The sequence below is a fragment of the Acinetobacter kanungonis genome (genome assembly GCF_009939195.1).
GTDB classification, from domain to species: domain Bacteria; phylum Pseudomonadota; class Gammaproteobacteria; order Pseudomonadales; family Moraxellaceae; genus Acinetobacter; species Acinetobacter kanungonis.
Window position 1 is genome coordinate 199,463 of record NZ_JAACKC010000004.1, and the last position, 17,900, is coordinate 217,362.

Consider the following 17,900-nt stretch of genomic DNA (forward strand, 5'->3'; position numbering starts at 1 on the left):
TACTTTGGATCATAAAAAAATTGAGGAATGTTTGAATAGCGCGTAGACAGAAAAATCTTGAAAGAAAATTAAGAAGATAATAAAAAAATTCCCTTCCCCCATTTTCAGGGAGAAGGAAGGACCTAAACTGGTAAAAATAAGTAATAATTATTTAGAAGAATAAGAAAGCTTCATACCCACAATGAAACCGTCATTGTCTTGGAAGTCACCCACAATAGCGCCACTTGAGACTTTACCTTTAGCATCACCAAACCACATATAACGACCGCCCATACTGAAAGCAACGTTATTATTGATATTATATTTAGCCGCTAAACCTGCCCCCCAATAACCTTCTACAGGACCTAAAGTTGTTACAGGATTACCTGCGCCAGAATCCCATGAGCCTGAAATTGACATTGCAAGTTTTGGTGACAGGCGTTTACCCAAACCAATTTCAACAGCTGTTTGATCATCAGAGTAATCAAGTAGCGGTAAGCCATTCGGCTGTGCCTGTGACGTAGTCACTGTTTTTAACAACGGCGGACGATATTCAAAATTACTCCATGGCACCCAACGTACTTTGGCAAATAAAGCAGTTGTTGGGTTTAAACCTGTTTGTAAGTTTAAATTAATAGACTCTGGCGTTGTAATTGTGCCTTTATTAGATTGTCCAACAAGACCTGCCGCAGGGAAATCTTCATGAATAGTCGATTTGTGATCAATTTCCGAACGGTAGGTTAACGATGCCAAAATGCCCAACTCAGGTTTGGCATAGCTCATACCAGCAACCCAACCTACAGACATATCAGAGAAACTGTTGTTATAACCACTTGCAGGACCGTATGATTTCCCACGCAAATGCACATCAGCTTGTAGATCTTGTAATGCAGGTCCAGCATAAACCATAAAGTTTTTATTCAGGTTATAACCCAATAAAGTGGTCACGTTTTTTGACTTTACTTCTACACGAGTATGAGCATCATCTTCTGGCAAACCTGTTGCTTTAAAATCATTTTCACCTTCGAATTTAACTTTTGCCCCATAAGGTTCATCATAAATAACGGCTAATCGAAAATCAGAACTTAAATCAGTTTTAGCAGCATAACCCGCTGTCTGGAAATCTTCTGCCATATCAGAAAGATGATGTCCACTCGCATCTTTACCTGTAATATTTGGATCAATAAAGGTATAGCTTACTTCTGCATATGTACCCTTTTCAAACAACGCATCAATTTGCTGTGGAGAACGCTCTAAACCCGCAGCAAAAGTTTGACCTGCAAATACAGATAGCATGGCAATGCTAAGGTACTTTTTCTTATTCAATATCATCTTCTCTAGTCCTTTAGTTAGGTTTTAAATCAGTAACTGTCTTTCGGTCCAATGAAAAACACCTACTCATTTAGGATTAAATGGAATATTTAATCTCGATGGCTACCCGTCAGGGCAATTCAATATTTTTAGCTTGTTGCTTTTACGCAGTCGTTCTCAATTCTTAAAGCTGTCATTCAGAAAGTAACGCTCGTTATTTGGATACTCGGTTCAATCCAATGCATTCAAGGAAACAAGGTTAAATTCAAAATTAAGAGCATTCTGCTCAACATAGCTGTGTAGAGCCGAAAAAATGATAAGATACTCATGCTCACAGCGCTTAAAAGTTAAGCATTGCTTTTGCATCGCAATTCGTTCTTTATTATCAACCATCATGGTTACACATCCTTTTTAGCTACAACTCCTTGCAATCCCGCAAGAGCCAAATATCTATGTTATTTTCGAATCTGATATTTACTATCTTTAAGCATTCGATTTCACATCGATATCTTCAACAAGTTGAATATTTCCAAGAAAACCATAGTCGTCCCTAATTATGGGTCTCTTAAAAATATTACTTAGGAATTTCACTCATTCACTGAGATGTCTTCCGTTTCTGAAGAGTAGCAGCCTTAAAAGATGGAACAACCATGCAAAAGAATGGTTACCGAATGGTTTTGGAGAAAAAAAAAGCAAAAACATGGAATATCGCTGGATAAATCAGCTAGAAAGAATGGATTTGATTTTTCTCTACACAGGAATAATCTTTGAATATTGAAGCCTAGACTCGAAAATGAGATTGCTCAATCTATTGATTCATCATGATTTTAATCGCTCAATTACTTCATGTTTATGACCATATCTGCGGCTATTACAAGACTGAAATACGCTTTTCAGAATGTCCATTCTAAGACCAGTATGCAATTCTAAAACCCAATTATTGATTTTTAGTCAATAATGTTTTGCAGATTCATCGATTTTTCCAAGCAAATGACTTCCCTATACTCTCGCCCAATTCAAGCGATTCTATTAAGGTCATACCATGCAAAACATTCTGATTGTCAACGGTGCAAAACAATTCGCACATTCAAAGGGTGAACTGAACAATACCTTAACGGATTTTGCCCAAACCCATTTAAGCCAACTGGGATGCAATGTTCGTATTACGCGAGCGGATAGTGAATATGACATTCAACAAGAAATTGACAACTACGTTTGGGCGGATGTGATTATTTATCAAATGCCAGGTTGGTGGATGGGTGCCCCGTGGACCATGAAAAAATATATGGATGATGTGTTTACCATAGGACATGGGACTTTATACGCCAATGATGGTCGTTCACGCAGTGATGCAAACAAGAAATATGGCTCAGGTGGTTTAATTCACGATAAAAAATATATGCTTTCTCTGACGTGGAATGCCCCAATGGAAGCATTTGAAGATCAAGATCAGTTCTTTGAAGGTGTGGGTGTGGATGGAGTCTATTTACCATTCCATAAAGCCAATCAATTTTTGGGGATGCAAGGTTTAGACACGTTTATAGTGAATGACGTGATTAAAGAGCCCAATGTCCCGCAATATTTAGACGCTTATCGTGCACATTTAGATACGCTGTTTGCGGCATAAAGGGCTTTAATATGCTAACAGTGATTGCAGAAATTCAAATTCATGAAGGTGCTGAACATTTTGAAACGGTGCTGAAGGCTTTTCAAAAGGTCACACCTTTGGTGTTACAGGAGTCAGGCTGTTTTGGATATGAGCTATATATTGACCAAGCCACCACTGCTAGTTTCCAGTACAAGTCTTGTAATTCAATTATTATGTTTGAAAAGTGGCAATCTTTAGCCCATTTGGAACAACATATACAGACTCCACATATGCAAGAATTTCAAACCCGTGTCCAAGATGCCGTCAAGGACACCAAGATTAGAATCATGCAATTGGGTTTACCACAAATTTAATCCTGTCCTAGCTAGATGATTGTGCATGAAATTATCACAAATCCTGTAAAAACTGCTAAAGTAGCCTGCGCATAGCAGGCTTTTTTATGCTCACATTAAAATCGCGTGCCCAAGAGCATGGGCAACATCAAGAGTATAAAAAAATTCCTAGCTATAACTTTATGCAACTCAAGAGGTTACATCTGAAATGCTTCTCATGATCGACAATTATGACTCTTTTACTTACAACATCGTCCAGTATTTTGGCGAGTTGAATCAAGAAGTGAAAGTCGTCCGTAATGATGCCGTGACGTTGGAGGACATTGAACGATGGCAACCGAAGTATTTGGTCATTGGTCCAGGACCTTGCTCTCCGTCTGAAGCGGGTATTTCAATTCCTGCCATTCAGCACTTCGCAGGAAAAATTCCGTTGTTGGGCGTGTGTTTAGGTCATCAAAGCATTGGACAAGCCTTTGGCGGCAAAATTGTACGTGCCAAAACCGTCATGCATGGTCGTTTGTCGGACATGTATCACAGTGACAAAGGTATCTTTAGCAATCTACCTTCCCCGTTTTCTGCAACCCGCTATCACTCTTTGGTGATTGATCAAGCGAGCTTGCCAGATTGCCTAGAAGTGACTTGCTGGACCCAAGAGGTGGATGGCTCTATGGAAGAAATTATGGGCGTTAAACATAAGACACTCCCTGTAGAAGGTGTGCAGTTCCACCCTGAATCCATTCTGAGCCAACACGGACACCAAATCTTCAAAAACTTTTTAGAGATTTATGCATAAATGAATATTCAACAAGCTTTAAATCATATTACCAAGAACATTCACCTGACCCAGCCACAAATGGAAGAGGTCATGCGGACCATCATGAGTGGCGAAGCGACCGATGCACAGATTGGTGCGCTCATGATGGGATTGCGCTTAAAAGGTGAAAGTATTGATGAAATTACAGCGGCTGCACGCGTAATGCGTGAGTTTGCTACAAAAATTGATGTCAGCGATATTCCAAACCTGATTGATATTGTCGGTACGGGTGGTGATGGACAGAACTTATTTAACGTTTCGACTGCTTCAGCCTTTGTCATCGCGGCGGCTGGTGCCACCATTGCCAAACATGGTAACCGAGGGGTATCAACCAAATCAGGTTCATCTGACTTGTTAGAACAAGCAGGAATTAACCTTGACCTGAACATGCAACAAACTGAGCGTTGCATTCGTGAAATTGGCGTGGGTTTCCTGTTTGCCCCGAATCATCATAAAGCCATGAAATATGCAGTGGGTCCACGTAAGGAACTCGGCATTCGCAGCATCTTCAACTTACTCGGCCCGCTTACGAATCCGGCTGGTGTAAAGCGTTTGGTGATTGGCGTATTCTCGAATGAATTGTGCCGCCCAATTGCAGAAGTCATGAAGCAACTTGGCGCTGAACACGTGATGGTGGTGCACTCCAAAGATGGTCTAGATGAAATTAGCCTTGCATCCTCGACTTATGTTGCAGAACTGAAAGATGGTGAAGTGACGGAATGGGTGATTAATCCTGAAGATGTCGATATTGAATCGCAAACGCTAACAGGTTTAATCATTGAAGATTCTGCTGAAAGTTTGGCACTGATTAAAGATGCATTGGGTCGCAAAAAATCTGATCGTGGCGCCAAAGCCGCAGACATGATTGCCTTAAATGCAGGTGCAGGCATTTATGTGTCTGGTTTAGCCAACAGCTATAAACAAGGTGTGGCTTTAGCACATGACATTATTTACGGTGGGCAGGCTTTAGAAAAAATGAGTGTGCTGTCTGAATTTACCAAAACACTCAAACAATACGAAGCTTAAGGAAAGGATGCCCACATGGTTGATATCGCAAATACGATTTTAGGTAAAATTGTTGATCGTAAGCATGAAGAACTGGCAGATCGCCTGAAGCAACGCAGCCTACATGATGTAGAACAATGGGCACAAGCAGCGACACCTGTGCGTGGTTTTGCTCAAGCACTGATGAAGAAACGTCCAGGCGTGATTGCTGAAATCAAAAAAGCATCACCTTCAAAAGGGATTATTCGTGAAAACTTTAATCCTGCTGAAATTGCAGCTCAATATGAGCAAGCAGGTGCAGCTTGCTTGTCAGTTTTAACGGATGTCGATTTTTTCCAAGGTGCAGATGAGAATATTCAAATTGCACGTACGCATTGTGCTTTGCCTGCATTGCGTAAGGACTTCCTTGTCGATCCTTACAATGTCATTGAAGCACGTGCCTTGAATGCCGACTGTATTTTACTGATTGTGGCATGCTTGTCTGATCAACAACTCGAAGAAATGTCAAAAACTGCATTCGAGCAGAATTTGGATGTATTGGTTGAAGTGCATGATGAAGAAGAACTTGAGCGTGCGCTGCAATTGTCTGATCGCTGCTTATTGGGTGTAAACAACCGCAATCTTAAAACATTTGATGTGGACTTAAACACCTCGATTCGTTTAAAGCAATTGCTGGATCCTTCTCGTTTGCTGATTACCGAAAGTGGCATAGCGACTCCAGAAGATGTGCGTATGATGCAAGAGCATGATATCCACAGCTTCCTTGTCGGTGAAAGTTTCATGAAGCAACCCCGCCCTGATCATGCCTTCACTGCATTATTTGGTCAGCCTGTAGAAGTTTAAGCCTTTACAGCATCAGGGCAAACTTTTGCCCTGATGATTGCTCTTGTTCAAAATGAGAAGCTCATGACTTTTCAGGAACATGAACAATCAACATTAACAGTCGTCTGACCAGTGGAATGAAAATTAAAATAAGTGGATAAGCCACCAACCAAGACATTGCCCAAGTTGCCAACCACTTTTCGACAAAACCTTGCATTAACCCTCTATTTATAAAAAGATAAAACAGGACAGTGAGCCACTCATCAGCCCTGATAAAAATAAAGGCATCAGCCAAGACATATGTTTCACGTGAATTTTTAACATAAAATTCAAAAACCTTTTACATAAGAACAATCAAACTGAGATTCGGAGAACGGACTTTGGAATGCACTTAAAGATTTTCTAAGCACTTGAATAAACTTAATTAACTGCTGTAAAAATACTTTCAATAAAGGAATCACTTGATTTTCAAGCAACACCTCTCCCATCAGCTTTAAATGCATACAGAGAATGCAAATCTTCATGCATCAACTGTATCGGAAAGACTTAATAAGATATATCTTAATATATCTTTTATATTTTTTCATCTCTTGATTTTCCTAGGTGAATGATTCTGTCTTTTGCAATACAATTTCTTCTAAGAAATATCGATAAATCAGCCGCTAATTTTTTATCAGACAATCAAAATAATTTCGCCAGTAGCACATCTTTAGATAAATTTTTCAGCTTGAGTGAACCCAAGTCCATTCACACGCACTTTGGATTCTAAATACCTCTGATTGTTTTAGATCTATCAACCCCTTAAATGCAATACAGTTCAAATTACGGGAAAATCCGACTATAATTGCTGCTTAAACCTTATCTTGCAGTTATTTCGGACATTATGAGCAAACATGATTCATCGCTTTCTAAAGATCAGTACAACTTACTGAAAGCCTTTAAAAAGCAAATCAATCATCCCCAATCAACTTCGGTTGCACAGCAGGCTGAATCTCAAAAGCAGACTGCAGCAGCTGAACCCGATGATGCCGAACTCTTTCTAAAATCCATGCAAGGCGTGCAAAAAATGGATGCAGGCAATGCTGCGCCTATAGCTAAAACTCCGAAAAAGAAATTGGATGCGCAAGTGCTGGCAAAGCGTGCAGCCGCGGTAGGTCCAACTGAATCGGAAATGACTGAACTTTCAGATACGCAAGCGATGCTCAACCCTGTGGCGAGCCAAGCCAACCTGAGTTATCGCATTGCAACGCTACAACATAAGGTATTTGAAGATTTAAAAGCAGGAAAATTACGCTGGTTTGAAGCCGTGGATTTACATGGCTGTACCATCGAACAAGCTCGCGCTGCAGTCCTGCAAATTATTCAAATAGCAAAAGATGAAAATCAAAATGTGATTAAAATAGTGCATGGCAAAGGACCTGAAGCCATTTTAAAAACCTATGTGAATGGCTGGTTACGTCAGCATCGTGACGTACTTGCCTTCGTGAGTGCACCTGATAATCAGGGTGGTACGGGTGCGGTTTTAGTCCTCCTAAAACGTTCAGAGAAAAATCCGAAGTACAATCAATAATCGGATTTTGATATTAAACACGGCATTGTTACTGTTTTCTGGTACAATGCCGTCCTTGTTCAATATAAGAGTAAGTGAAAACGTCTAATGTCTATGCAGCAATCCTACGCAAATATTTTAACTGCCGTTGGTGAAGACCTAAATCGTCCAGGTTTGGTTGATACACCTGTGCGTGCTGCTAAAGCGTTTTCGTATTTAACGTCTGGTTATAGTAAGACGTTAGAAGAAGTTACCAATAAAGCGGTGTTCCCTTCGGACAACCGTGAAATGGTCTTGGTGAAAAATATTGAATTTTATTCGCTTTGCGAACACCATCTCCTTCCATTCTATGGTCGCGTACATATTGCCTATTTACCTGAAGGTCATGTGCTTGGCTTATCGAAATTTGCCCGTATTACTGAAATGTTCGCACGTCGTTTGCAAATTCAAGAAAACTTGACTCAGCAAATTGCCGAAGCAGTTGCCGAAGTTACGCAAGCCCGCGGTGTTGCCGTGGTGATTGATTCTGCGCATATGTGCATGATGATGCGCGGTGTCGGCAAACAAGAATCGACGACACGTACTGTTTCCTTTGTCGGTGAGTTCAAAACTGATAAAGAATCACGTCGTGAATTCCTCAGTGCTGTGCCAGAAAGTTATTAATTCACTCAAAAGAATTGCAAAAATAAACCCCGAATCTTTCGGGGTTTATTTTTATCTTATAGCGAACGCTGATTCACGCGCTTCGACAACTGCTCTGCGGTTTCAACACGTTCAGAATAACGATCGGTCAGATAGGTGGATTGTCCACGGGTCATTAACGTAAATTTATACAATTCTTCCATCACATCTACAATGCGCGTGTAGAAAGAGGAAGCTTTCATTGAGCCATCTTCTTCAAATTCCAAGAATGCTTTCGGAATGGAAGACTGGTTTGGAATGGTGATCATGCGCATCCAACGTCCTAGAATGCGCATTTGATTGACTGCATTAAACGATTGCGAACCGCCACAGACTTGCATCAAGGCCAGTGTTTTACCTTGTGTGGCACGAATGGCACCTGCAGCGAGTGGAATCCAGTCAATCTGTGCTTTAAAAATCGAACTCATGGAACCATGACGTTCAGGTGAACACCAAACCATGCCTTCTGACCAAGCCAACAGCTCATGCAACTCTTTGACTTTTACATGCTCTAGATCCGCATCTTCTGGCAAAGGTAAACCTTTAGGGTGGAAGATTCTGACTTCAGCACCAAAGTATTCCAGAATTCGACCCGCTTCTTGCACTGCCAAACGGCTATACGAACGCTCACGGTTTGAACCATACAACAGTAAGATGCGTGGTGGATGCTCAACGGTTTTTGCTTGTACCTGTTCTAGGGTTGGCTTTGGTAATAACGCTAAATCAATATTGGCTAAACTCATCCCAACACCTCTGTTTTAAAATATTTTTTTCGCAACCACAGCGACACACTGACTAATGCAATCAGCACAGGCACTTCCACCAATGGACCAATCACCGTGGTAAATGCCACTGGCGATGCCAATCCAAAAGTTGCAATCGCAACAGCCAATGCCAATTCAAAGTTATTACCCGCAGCCGTAAATGAAATCGCAGTGGTACGTGCGTAGTTGTTGCCCATCCATTTGCTCATAAAGAAGCTAATAAAGAACATCACCACGAAATAAATGGTCAATGGAATCGCAATACGCAGTACATCCATCGGTAAGCTGACCACTTCACCACCCTTGAGGCTAAACATCGCCACAATCGTGAACAGCAATGCCATTAAACTCAGCGGTCCAATTTTTGGCAGGAAGTGGCTTTGATACCATGCCAAGCCTTTTTGTTTGACTAAAATCAGACGGGTTAAAAAGCCCAATAAAAATGGAATGCCCAAATAGATCAGCACCGCTTGGGTAATCATCCAGAAACTGACCTGAATGACTTGCGCCTCAACACCAAAATACGGTGGCAGGAAGCTCAAGAACAGCCATGCATAACTGCTGAAGAATAAAATCTGGAAAATACTATTGAATGCGACTAATGCTGCAACATATTGATTATCCCCACAGGCCAGATCATTCCAGACCAAAACCATGGCAATGCAACGTGCCAGACCAATTAAGATCAGTCCAGTCATGTATTCAGGATAAGACTGTAAAAACACGATCGCCAAGACAAACATCAGACATGGTGCAATCAACCAGTTTTGTACCAGTGACAGTGTCAAGGTGCATTTATCTTTAAAGACTTCAGGTAAGGCAGCATAGTCCACTTTTGCCAACGGTGGATACATCATCACAATCAAACCAATCGCAATCGGAATATTGACACTGCCGACATGCATTTGATTTAAAGCAACTGAAGCTTGAGGAAAAAATACCCCGATTGCCACCCCAAGTGCCATGGCAATAAAAATCCACAAGGTCAAATTGCGGTCTAAAAAAGAAAGTCTGGACGTCGACATGTGTATTCTCAATCTGGGAGATTTTAATGATGGTGTTATTAAATTCGAGCTGATAAGGCTCGAATGGCTTATACCTTTTCAGACTGTTCTCAGGAAAATAGGCAATCAGGTCGCCAAATCTTGACCAATCATCAAAGTCTAAATCATTAATTTGAGATGCTTATTCACAATGAACACTGACAGTCGAATTCAAATAAGAATCCTGAGGATTGGCTTCTGCTGTCTTGGCGATAATGGATAACACGTCATTTGCCCATTCTGGTAAGTCTGGATTCACTCGGTAATACACCCACTGCCCTTGACGCTGATCCAATAAAACCGACAAATTTCTTAATAAAGCCAAATGCCGTGAAATTTTTGGCTGACTCAGTTGTAATAGTTCAGTCAACTCACACACACAGACATTTTCTCTTGCCATTACCCACTTCATAATATCCAAGCGAGTTGGGTCAGAGAGACATTTGAAGAAATCAGTTTGATCCATTTTGCAGCCCAAAATTAATGATTGCAAATATACGGATATCCATATATAAATGCAACAGAGTTTATTTTAACGAAAAAAAGATGTCGAAATGATTAAGATCTATCATAATCCTGCTTGTGGTACGTCCAGAAATACCCTTGGTCTGATAAAAAATACAGGCCAAGAACCAGAAATTATCGAATATCTCAAAACCCCGCCTACTAAACAGGAATTGATCGATTTAATCAAGCGTTCAGGCCTCTCAGTTCGTGAAGTTTTACGAAAAAAAGTAGCACCATATGAAGAGTTACAGCTCGAACAGTCTACCCACACTGATGAGCAACTCATTGATTTTATGCTGCAATATCCAATTTTAATCAATCGTCCTTTCGTTGTAACAGAGCTTGGCGTAAAATTATGCCGTCCTTCAGAAGTTGTTTTAGATCTTCTGTCTGCCCCACAACGTGGTAGTTTTAGCAAAGAAGATGGTGAATTACTCATCGATGAACAAGGTCAACTGATCAAAAAATAAAATAGACAGTAAAAAAGAAGGCACTTTAAAAGTGCCTTCTTTTATTTTCTTATTTAGAAAAACCGCACATAACCAAAACTCAGTTTATTCCAGTCCTGATGATCTTGCACTTGGTATTCCCAACCCACTCTTAATGCATTCTGCGCATTCAATGCATATTGCACTTGTGAGTTCAATCGTACTTGCCATTGATGTGAATCTTCCCAGTAAGGCAATTCAACTTGCACAATCGAGTTGATCCGATCGGTCCAAATATTCTGACAACCCACGGTTGGTCCCATTCCTATACGCCAGCCTTTATCTAAAGATTTTCCACCTTGCAGATAAGTTTGCATTTGGGCATAGCACAAATTCTCTCGTTTAGCATCGGCATAGCTATAGCCCATTTGGGTTTTTAGGCTCACTACACCATGTTGATCCTGCTCGCTAAACTTACCTGATGAGGTCAGTGCTTCTTGCTGCCAGCCAAAATTAAATCCCCACGTGAGCGGTGTTTTAAATGCCGTAATCGGGTTATAAGAGTTCACGGTAAGAAAGTCAAAATGCTCCAGTTTCAACTCATCCTGACGGTATTGAATCGAGCCATCCCAGAATAAGAGTTGCGTGCCCACACGATAGCCGCCTTGCGGATCAATCAAATCGTGATAAGCCTGTCGATGTCCCAGTTCAATAAATTCATCGCCCTGCACAGTACCCGCTTTGAACGAGAAATTACGTGCATCATGTGATTGAGTCGGATCTATCCGTGGTCGCTCAGGTGCTTGGCGCTGTTTATCTAGATCAATCTCACTACGTAAGGTCAATAATTCACGTAAGTTAGGTTGTGCAAAAGCCACCTCGACTTTTCGCGCCACAAATTGGAGATATAAATCGTCATAGGCCATTTCTAAAATTTTGGCACGATCCACTGCTGAATAAGGTGCCAAAATGTCCACGCGTTGCTTTTGCTCTGCAAAGGCCACCTGATGTGCAGTTTGTGCAAGGCTCTGTCCATGCTGTCGCGCTTGCGCCAATAATTGCGTTTCTAATGCTGGACGATAAACCGTATCACTGACTATGCCTTGTTGATCTATGGCTTTAATGGTCTGCATCGGAATTGCAGCCACTTTAAACTGCTGTTTAAGGTTGAGTTCTGGTCGAACCAAATCAATCAAGCCCAATAAACGGTAAGCACAATTGTCACTGACGAAATAATACGGGAAACTCACATGCTGCATTTCCCAAATATGTTGCACCAAAAAACGAGTTTCTTCAGGGCTTAAATTGAGTTCATATTCCCATAAATCACGGCTTTCCAAATCCCCATATTCTTTTACCTTGCGGTAATAGGGCATTAAGGAATACTCACCTGGATACTGTCCCGTTAAGCCTTTCCAAGCAAAAGACCAGCCATCTGCACCCGCCACAGTCGCTGCATAATTTACAGCATAAGATACAAGGTTTAACTGCTTTTGGTCTTTGGGATCAAGGCGCAGCAAAGTATGTCCAAACATCGAACTTGGATTGCCCATAAAGTCCGTGGCATAAATCAGCGTGGCTTTATAGGGTTTAATTTCCCCAATCCACTTGTCCAGTTCAGGGCATTCAACCTGAGGCAACGCTGTTGCAGGAATATTCAACTGCTGCATCAACCATTGGCTACGGGCGGGAAAGCGGCAACGTACCGATTGATTTGGCGCTGCTGTTAAGAATAAGGCGTCAATATTGGCATTGAGTTCATTTTGTAAATGCTTGGCACCATCAGGACTGACAAAATAACCTGCATAGCTGACCTCACTCTGCCCTTTCGCATCAGCATACATTAAGCGTTGCCATGTGGTGCTTTGTGCCAGTTGTTTCTGTGTCGCCATTTGCACATAAGGAATGGAAGATGAAGGTTCAATGGCATAGACCATGCCTGAACTCAATAAAGCGGTAAATAATGCAATCTTTTTCATTCAAATATAATTTTTAGATATAAAAAACCCTGTCTTGTTGACAGGGTTTTATAAGAATCAATTAGACGTAAGCTTTGAGAACTTCATCTTTAGCCATGACAGACTGTAACGATGTCAAAACTTTGTAGGAATCTTTATTCTCTGTAGAGTAAATTTCAGCAAAGTTTTGCTTAGATACTGCGAAGAAACGAGCTTTATCTTCTGCTTTGATATTCATTAACTCAGCCAATACATTCAAGCTTTCGCCTTGACCTACCGCCATATCACGTGCAAGTGATTCTGCATTTTCATTGGTGAATGTGACAACTTGCGCAGTGACTGTACCAGAACCACTACAACCTAAAGTACCGAACGTAATCCCGAATAATTGGTTAGCAAATAGACCGTTTGTTGTTGCAGCAAGTAATTTTGCCACTTTACCTGATTGACCAGCCCAAATCTCAGAACCAATACCACAACCTGCATCGTTATCTGCAAATGCTGCTGTAGAACCTATCGCCAATACTGCTGCTAACGCTACTTTTTTTAACATTGCACTTCTCCAGAATTTTTCTCTGAGTGTTCTAATTATTTACATGTAATGATGGATTACACAAACTTAGATTATCCGTATATCTCTAATAACGCAAAACAATTTATACTAAAGTTATAAAATTCGTTTTAAGCAACTGAAATCAATCATTATTTAGCTTCCAACAGCCTTGTAAATCCCGTGTTCCAAGTATTTTCAACACCAGAACTAAACTGAGCAATAACAACAAGTACCATGAACCGAGCTTGCCCCATCCGACCATGTGCCAAGCATCTACTTGACTGGGATACAGCCAGATTTTATAAAAAGTACTGACATTCTCAGCAATCCAGATAATAAAAGCCAATAGCCATAAAATCGGTAACATTGGCAGTTGTATGCTGTGATGCTGCAACTCAAAACGAATTTTGGTTTTCCAGAACATCAGCACACTCCAGCCAAACAATACATAGCGAATATCTGGAATAAAGAACTTGCTCATGAAGTTGATATAGGACAATACCGCCAAAATCAGCATGTGGCTAAATTTGGGTAGAGCCTCAAATGACACATTATACAGGCGTAAGGAACGTGCAAAAAAACTGCCTACAGCAGAGTACATAAAGCCAGCAAATAAAGGCACGGTCCACAATTTAAAGATTGCTGGTTGAGGATATTGCCAAGAGGCTATCGCAGGATGAGTCAGGAAAATTTCCATCCCCATTGCCATGATATGGAACAGTGCAATGACTCTGGCTTCAGCCCATGACTCTAATTTTAAATACAATAAACAACATTGAATAATCAGCGCATAAAACAATAAATAGTCATAGCGATAAAAACCAAAATGCTGTTCATAGCCTAAAGGGGCTGTCACCACAAAAGCGATGAGCAATAAAATTCCAAATAAGGCAGCCGAAGCTGCCTTAGAGGAAAATTCAAAACAAGATTGAGCGATGCGTAACACGATACAACTCAGCCCTGTTATAGATACTTAGCGCTATATTCATGTACCGTGTCAATAAACACTTTTGGCTGATCTGGGTTCACCCATTGGGTAATGCCATGTCCCAAATTCGCAACATAACCTGTTTTCTCACCATTGGCATACGCTTCATCCAACATCGCTTGGGTCGCTTTTTGAATGGTTTTTGATGAGCCATATAAAGTTGCAGGGTCTAAATTACCTTGCAAGGCTGCACGTCCATTCACTACACGTCGGGCAGCGGAAAGTGGTGTGGTCCAGTCTAAACCAAACGCATCCGCACCCGTAGCAACCATCGGCTCTAACCACTGACCACCACCTTTGGTGAACAAAATGACAGGAATTTTACGACCATCTTTTTCACGTTTTAATCCACACACAATTTTGTGCATGTAGTTTAAAGAAAACTCGATATATTCACGATGCGCCAATGCACCGCCCCAGCTATCAAAAATCTGAACGGCTTGTGCACCCGCATCAATTTGTGCATTTAAATAATCAATTACAGCAATCGCGAGACGATCAAGCAAGGCATGTAACACTTCAGGCTGCGCATACATCATCTGTTTGGTGAAACGGAAATCTTTGCTCGAACCACCTTCAACCATATAAGTAGCTAAAGTCCAAGGACTGCCCGAAAAGCCAATTAATGGGACTTGCCCGGCTAAAGCGGAACGAATTGTCGAAACGGCATTCATGACATAATCTAAATCGGATTTTGCATTGAATGCTGGCAAATTCATGACATCTTGTTCAGTACGAATCGTTTTGTGAAATTTTGGACCTTCGCCCGCTTCAAAATAAAGCCCTAAACCCAAAGCATCTGGAACAGTCAAAATATCTGAAAAAAGAATTGCTGCATCTAGGTCATAACGGCGTAATGGTTGCAACGTGACTTCGCAGGCAAATTCAGTATTTTTGCATAAAGAAAGGAAGTCACCCGCTTTGGCACGTGTTTCACGATACTCAGGTAAATAGCGCCCTGCCTGACGCATCATCCAAACAGGTGTAGTATCAACAGGCTCACGCAATAAGGCACGCAGAAAACGATCATTTTTTAAGGTCGCCATTGACTTTCCTAACTTAATTTAATCTTTGCAGCATCATAGCAAAAAGGACTAAATTTTAATAACTTCTCGTACGATTAAAATGCAATGTTCTGCACTTAAAAGCGTACATTTACACAAAACAAATACTGCATCTCCCCGATTTTTCTGCAATACTTGCGTCGTTTGTCACTTAGTAAATGAATAATTCTTAAGGTTGAATTACATGTTCGTTCGCACAATACTCGCCATGAGTTTAAGTTGCATTTTTGCTGGCACAGCTTTTGCCACAGCTACTACTGCTGAACAACCATTAAATCCCAAAGTCGTTGCCAATACTGCCGTAGAAGATCCAATTAATCCTCTTGCGATAGGCTCTGCTTCTTCAGCTCAAGATGTCAATGCTGATGCGCAAATTACGCCTCAAGAACAACAGGATTTAAACAAAGCTTCTCAAACCCTGCAAAATCTTCAACAAACTGAAGACAACACTGCAGATATTGGCGCAGCCCCTGCAAGTGCACCTGTTGCAACCAGCTCAACAACTGCAAGTTCTACAACCACGACTGCAACGTCGCCAGCGGCTAAAGCATCTTGGACACTTGATGGCTTAAACAATGCAGCTTGGTATGACAATATTGGCAAAGGTCAATTTCCTGTCTATGCACGTACTCAGGTCATGTTGAACAATGCACATGCTTCACCGGGTGCAATTGACGGTACCAGTGGTAAGAATACCTTAAAAGCATTGGCAACATTCCAGCAAATGAATGGTCTAAAACCAACTGGAACATTAACCCAAGAAACTTGGGATGCCTTGATTGCTAAACAAGGGAATCGTCCTGCATTTGTAGAATACACCATTACCGATGCTGACCTTCAAGGTCCATATGCACCTTCTATTCCGCACGACTATGCATTACAAGCCAAAATGAAAGGTTTGTACTACACCCGTGTCACGGAAATGTTGGGTGAAAAATTCCATATGGATGAAGATTTCTTAAAGAAACTCAATCCAAAAGCAACCTTTAAAAAAGCGGGTGAAAAAATCATTGTGACCAATATTCGCAATGAATTACCTGAAGACATTCATTTGATCGTAGCGCATAAAGGTGCAAAACAACTGTATCTCTTTAATAGCCGCAATCAAATGATCGCATCTTTCCCTGCTACGATTGGTAGCTCAGACACTCCTTCTCCAGAAGGCACCTATAAAGTGACGGGTGTGGCTCCAAATCCTTGGTACAGCTATTCACCAAGTAACTTTGTTCAAGGCAAAAACTTAAAACCGCTGTCTTTACCACCAGGTCCGAATGGTCCAGTGGGTAACATCTGGATTGGTTTAAGCAAAAAATCTTTTGGTATTCACGGTACACCAAACCCGTCTGCGATTTCTAAAACTGCATCACACGGTTGTATCCGCTTGACCAACTGGGATGCCAATGATTTAGGTAAAAAAGTCCGTTCTGGCGTAACAGTTAAATTCCTTGAGTAATTTTATTTATCCTCAAATCAAAAAGCCTGCTTCTGCAGGCTTTTTTATGCAAACAATTTTATTCAGCCTTTTGTTGCAAATATAGAATGATTTGTCGCCTTAATAATATTTAACCCTTAACAATGAAACACTATGATGAACTTAAGCATAAATTCAAACAGGATAACGGTCATGCAAAGTTATTTACATCGTAGTGAAGATCGCGGTCATGTCAAAGCGGGATGGCTAGAATCCAAACACAGTTTTTCATTCGGGAGTTGGTACGACCCTAAATACATGGGTGTGAGTGTATTACGTGTCATTAACGATGACTGGATTGCAGCCCATAATGGTTTTGGCACTCATCCGCACGACAATATGGAAATTTTGACCTGCGTACTGGAAGGCACAATTTCCCATAAAGACAGTATGGGCAATGAACGTCATATTTCTGCAGGTGAATGGCAGTTGATGAGTGCAGGTACAGGCGTACAACATAGTGAAATCAATCAGAGAGATACTCCTGTACACATGTTGCAAATCTGGATCCACCCAAATGAACGCAATGCTGAACCTAACTACCAGCAAATCCAGTGTGATCCGAAGTTACAACCGAATCAATGGCATGTGATTGCAGGTCCAGATGAGCATGCCGCCATGCACATTCGTCAGCAAGCAGAAGTTAAAACTGCTTTCCTACAAACTTCTCATACCTTAGTGGTAAAAGCTACGCAGAAATTGAATTACATTCATGTGATTTCAGGTGAAATCGAAATCTTAGGTCAAAAATTACATGCAGGCGATGCCTTAGCATTTGCAGAAGAGACTGAGCTTAAAGCCTTGAATGACAGTCAATTTATCTGGTTTGATTTACCTATTTAATTCACCTCTATCCCGTGTTTCGACGCGGGATAGATTTCCATATGATGTCTAAATCCAACAACTGCTTTTTATTAAATTAGACATTATGGATATTATCCAAAGATTCGCACCGATTCACAAAATAACTAAACTTTAGAACTCTAAGCTTCAGAGTCTCCATTTTGGACATCGAGAACATA

The 17,900-nt window shown here is 41.0% G+C and carries 18 protein-coding genes and 1 pseudogene; 10 read left to right on the plus strand and 9 right to left on the minus strand.

Annotation, left to right across the window (positions count from 1 at the left end; translation table 11 throughout):
- Nucleotides 1–147 precede the first annotated feature (147 nt).
- Nucleotides 148–1,311: an OmpP1/FadL family transporter gene (locus GWK51_RS09195; RefSeq protein ID WP_161933473.1), complete on the minus strand. Its 1,164-nt coding sequence runs from the start codon at nt 1,309–1,311 to the stop codon at nt 148–150.
- A gap of 1,021 nt (nt 1,312–2,332) precedes the next feature.
- Here GWK51_RS09195 and GWK51_RS09200 point away from each other — a divergent pair.
- The 5 genes from GWK51_RS09200 (at nt 2,333) to trpC (ending at nt 5,893) form a co-directional block, all read left to right on the plus strand.
- Nucleotides 2,333–2,917, plus strand: coding sequence for an NAD(P)H-dependent oxidoreductase (locus GWK51_RS09200; protein WP_161933474.1), 585 nt, complete (start codon nt 2,333–2,335; stop codon nt 2,915–2,917).
- An 11-nt stretch (nt 2,918–2,928) separates the two neighbouring features.
- The gene (locus tag GWK51_RS09205; RefSeq protein WP_161933475.1) at nt 2,929–3,252 is read left to right on the plus strand and encodes a putative quinol monooxygenase; all 324 of its coding nucleotides are present in this window, start codon (nt 2,929–2,931) and stop codon (nt 3,250–3,252) included.
- A 187-nt stretch (nt 3,253–3,439) separates the two neighbouring features.
- Complete coding sequence (locus GWK51_RS09210) at nt 3,440–4,024, plus strand: anthranilate synthase component II (protein ID WP_161933476.1); 585 nt, start codon at nt 3,440–3,442, stop codon at nt 4,022–4,024.
- Nucleotides 4,025–5,071 (plus strand): anthranilate phosphoribosyltransferase, encoded by a 1,047-nt coding sequence (gene trpD / locus GWK51_RS09215; protein WP_161933477.1) that lies wholly within the window; start codon nt 4,025–4,027, stop codon nt 5,069–5,071.
- A 15-nt stretch (nt 5,072–5,086) separates the two neighbouring features.
- Nucleotides 5,087–5,893, plus strand: a complete 807-nt coding sequence (gene trpC / locus GWK51_RS09220) for an indole-3-glycerol phosphate synthase TrpC (protein ID WP_161933478.1) — start codon at nt 5,087–5,089, stop codon at nt 5,891–5,893.
- Between the two features lie 61 nt (nt 5,894–5,954).
- Here trpC and GWK51_RS09225 read toward each other — a convergent pair.
- Nucleotides 5,955–6,196 (minus strand): annotated as a pseudogene (locus GWK51_RS09225) (DUF2798 domain-containing protein).
- 559 nt (nt 6,197–6,755) lie between these two features.
- Between GWK51_RS09225 and GWK51_RS09230 the strand changes: the two are divergent.
- Nucleotides 6,756–7,442 carry a Smr/MutS family protein gene (locus tag GWK51_RS09230; protein WP_161933479.1) on the plus strand — a complete coding sequence of 229 codons (687 nt, stop codon included), beginning with the start codon at nt 6,756–6,758 and terminating at the stop codon, nt 7,440–7,442.
- A gap of 93 nt (nt 7,443–7,535) precedes the next feature.
- Nucleotides 7,536–8,084 carry a GTP cyclohydrolase I FolE gene (folE, locus tag GWK51_RS09235; RefSeq protein WP_171334055.1) on the plus strand — a complete coding sequence of 183 codons (549 nt, stop codon included), beginning with the start codon at nt 7,536–7,538 and terminating at the stop codon, nt 8,082–8,084.
- Between the two features lie 56 nt (nt 8,085–8,140).
- Here folE and arsH read toward each other — a convergent pair whose 3' ends face one another.
- The 3 genes from arsH to GWK51_RS09250 all read right to left on the minus strand — a co-directional run bounded on the left by arsH (nt 8,141) and on the right by GWK51_RS09250 (nt 10,375).
- A complete protein-coding gene (arsH, locus tag GWK51_RS09240; RefSeq protein WP_161933480.1) occupies nt 8,141–8,845 on the minus strand; it encodes an arsenical resistance protein ArsH in 705 nt (234 codons plus the stop codon).
- Nucleotides 8,842–9,891 (minus strand): ACR3 family arsenite efflux transporter, encoded by a 1,050-nt coding sequence (gene arsB, locus GWK51_RS09245; protein WP_161933481.1) that lies wholly within the window; start codon nt 9,889–9,891, stop codon nt 8,842–8,844. The genes arsH and arsB overlap by 4 nt, the downstream gene beginning before the upstream one ends.
- A 160-nt stretch (nt 9,892–10,051) precedes the next feature.
- A complete protein-coding gene (locus GWK51_RS09250; RefSeq protein ID WP_100241405.1) occupies nt 10,052–10,375 on the minus strand; it encodes an ArsR/SmtB family transcription factor in 324 nt (107 codons plus the stop codon).
- A gap of 88 nt (nt 10,376–10,463) precedes the next feature.
- On the opposite strand from GWK51_RS09250, the gene arsC reads away from it, so the two are divergent.
- On the plus strand, nt 10,464–10,886 hold the full coding sequence (arsC, locus tag GWK51_RS09255; protein ID WP_161933482.1) for an arsenate reductase (glutaredoxin): 423 nt from the start codon (nt 10,464–10,466) through the stop codon (nt 10,884–10,886).
- A 53-nt stretch (nt 10,887–10,939) separates the two neighbouring features.
- Here arsC and GWK51_RS09260 read toward each other — a convergent pair whose 3' ends face one another.
- The 4 genes from GWK51_RS09260 to hemE form a co-directional block, all read right to left on the minus strand.
- Nucleotides 10,940–12,823, minus strand: a complete 1,884-nt coding sequence (locus tag GWK51_RS09260) for an Lnb N-terminal periplasmic domain-containing protein (RefSeq protein WP_161933483.1) — start codon at nt 12,821–12,823, stop codon at nt 10,940–10,942.
- Nucleotides 12,824–12,884: 61 nt separating this feature from the next.
- The gene (locus GWK51_RS09265; RefSeq protein WP_142768130.1) at nt 12,885–13,355 is read right to left on the minus strand and encodes a DUF3015 family protein; all 471 of its coding nucleotides are present in this window, start codon (nt 13,353–13,355) and stop codon (nt 12,885–12,887) included.
- 142 nt (nt 13,356–13,497) lie between these two features.
- Nucleotides 13,498–14,292, minus strand: coding sequence for a DUF817 family protein (locus GWK51_RS09270; protein ID WP_328703737.1), 795 nt, complete (start codon nt 14,290–14,292; stop codon nt 13,498–13,500).
- Between the two features lie 26 nt (nt 14,293–14,318).
- Nucleotides 14,319–15,389 (minus strand): uroporphyrinogen decarboxylase, encoded by a 1,071-nt coding sequence (hemE, locus tag GWK51_RS09275; protein WP_161933485.1) that lies wholly within the window; start codon nt 15,387–15,389, stop codon nt 14,319–14,321.
- 202 nt (nt 15,390–15,591) lie between these two features.
- Between hemE and GWK51_RS09280 the strand changes: the two genes are divergently transcribed.
- Complete coding sequence (locus GWK51_RS09280; protein WP_161933486.1) at nt 15,592–16,860, plus strand: L,D-transpeptidase family protein; 1,269 nt, start codon at nt 15,592–15,594, stop codon at nt 16,858–16,860.
- A 171-nt stretch (nt 16,861–17,031) separates the two neighbouring features.
- Nucleotides 17,032–17,721, plus strand: a complete 690-nt coding sequence (locus tag GWK51_RS09285; RefSeq protein ID WP_161933487.1) for a pirin family protein — start codon at nt 17,032–17,034, stop codon at nt 17,719–17,721.
- Nucleotides 17,722–17,900: the final 179 nt, after the last annotated feature.

Excerpts from the sequence above, each read along its gene's own strand:
- trpC (WP_161933478.1), top strand. The coding sequence starts at position 5,087 with ATGGTTGATATCGCAAATACGATTTTAGGTAAAATTGTTGATCGTAAG.
- hemE (WP_161933485.1), bottom strand. The coding sequence starts at position 15,389 with ATGGCGACCTTAAAAAATGATCGTTTTCTGCGTGCCTTATTGCGTGAG.
- arsB (WP_161933481.1), bottom strand. The coding sequence starts at position 9,891 with ATGTCGACGTCCAGACTTTCTTTTTTAGACCGCAATTTGACCTTGTGG.
- GWK51_RS09285 (WP_161933487.1), top strand. The coding sequence starts at position 17,032 with ATGCAAAGTTATTTACATCGTAGTGAAGATCGCGGTCATGTCAAAGCG.
- trpD (WP_161933477.1), top strand. The coding sequence starts at position 4,025 with ATGAATATTCAACAAGCTTTAAATCATATTACCAAGAACATTCACCTG.
- GWK51_RS09205 (WP_161933475.1), top strand. The coding sequence starts at position 2,929 with ATGCTAACAGTGATTGCAGAAATTCAAATTCATGAAGGTGCTGAACAT.
- GWK51_RS09260 (WP_161933483.1), bottom strand. The coding sequence starts at position 12,823 with ATGAAAAAGATTGCATTATTTACCGCTTTATTGAGTTCAGGCATGGTC.
- GWK51_RS09230 (WP_161933479.1), top strand. The coding sequence starts at position 6,756 with ATGAGCAAACATGATTCATCGCTTTCTAAAGATCAGTACAACTTACTG.
- GWK51_RS09265 (WP_142768130.1), bottom strand. The coding sequence starts at position 13,355 with ATGTTAAAAAAAGTAGCGTTAGCAGCAGTATTGGCGATAGGTTCTACA.
- folE (WP_171334055.1), top strand. The coding sequence starts at position 7,536 with ATGCAGCAATCCTACGCAAATATTTTAACTGCCGTTGGTGAAGACCTA.
- GWK51_RS09280 (WP_161933486.1), top strand. The coding sequence starts at position 15,592 with ATGTTCGTTCGCACAATACTCGCCATGAGTTTAAGTTGCATTTTTGCT.
- arsC (WP_161933482.1), top strand. The coding sequence starts at position 10,464 with ATGATTAAGATCTATCATAATCCTGCTTGTGGTACGTCCAGAAATACC.
- arsH (WP_161933480.1), bottom strand. The coding sequence starts at position 8,845 with ATGAGTTTAGCCAATATTGATTTAGCGTTATTACCAAAGCCAACCCTA.
- GWK51_RS09200 (WP_161933474.1), top strand. The coding sequence starts at position 2,333 with ATGCAAAACATTCTGATTGTCAACGGTGCAAAACAATTCGCACATTCA.
- GWK51_RS09195 (WP_161933473.1), bottom strand. The coding sequence starts at position 1,311 with ATGATATTGAATAAGAAAAAGTACCTTAGCATTGCCATGCTATCTGTA.
- GWK51_RS09210 (WP_161933476.1), top strand. The coding sequence starts at position 3,440 with ATGCTTCTCATGATCGACAATTATGACTCTTTTACTTACAACATCGTC.
- GWK51_RS09250 (WP_100241405.1), bottom strand. The coding sequence starts at position 10,375 with ATGGATCAAACTGATTTCTTCAAATGTCTCTCTGACCCAACTCGCTTG.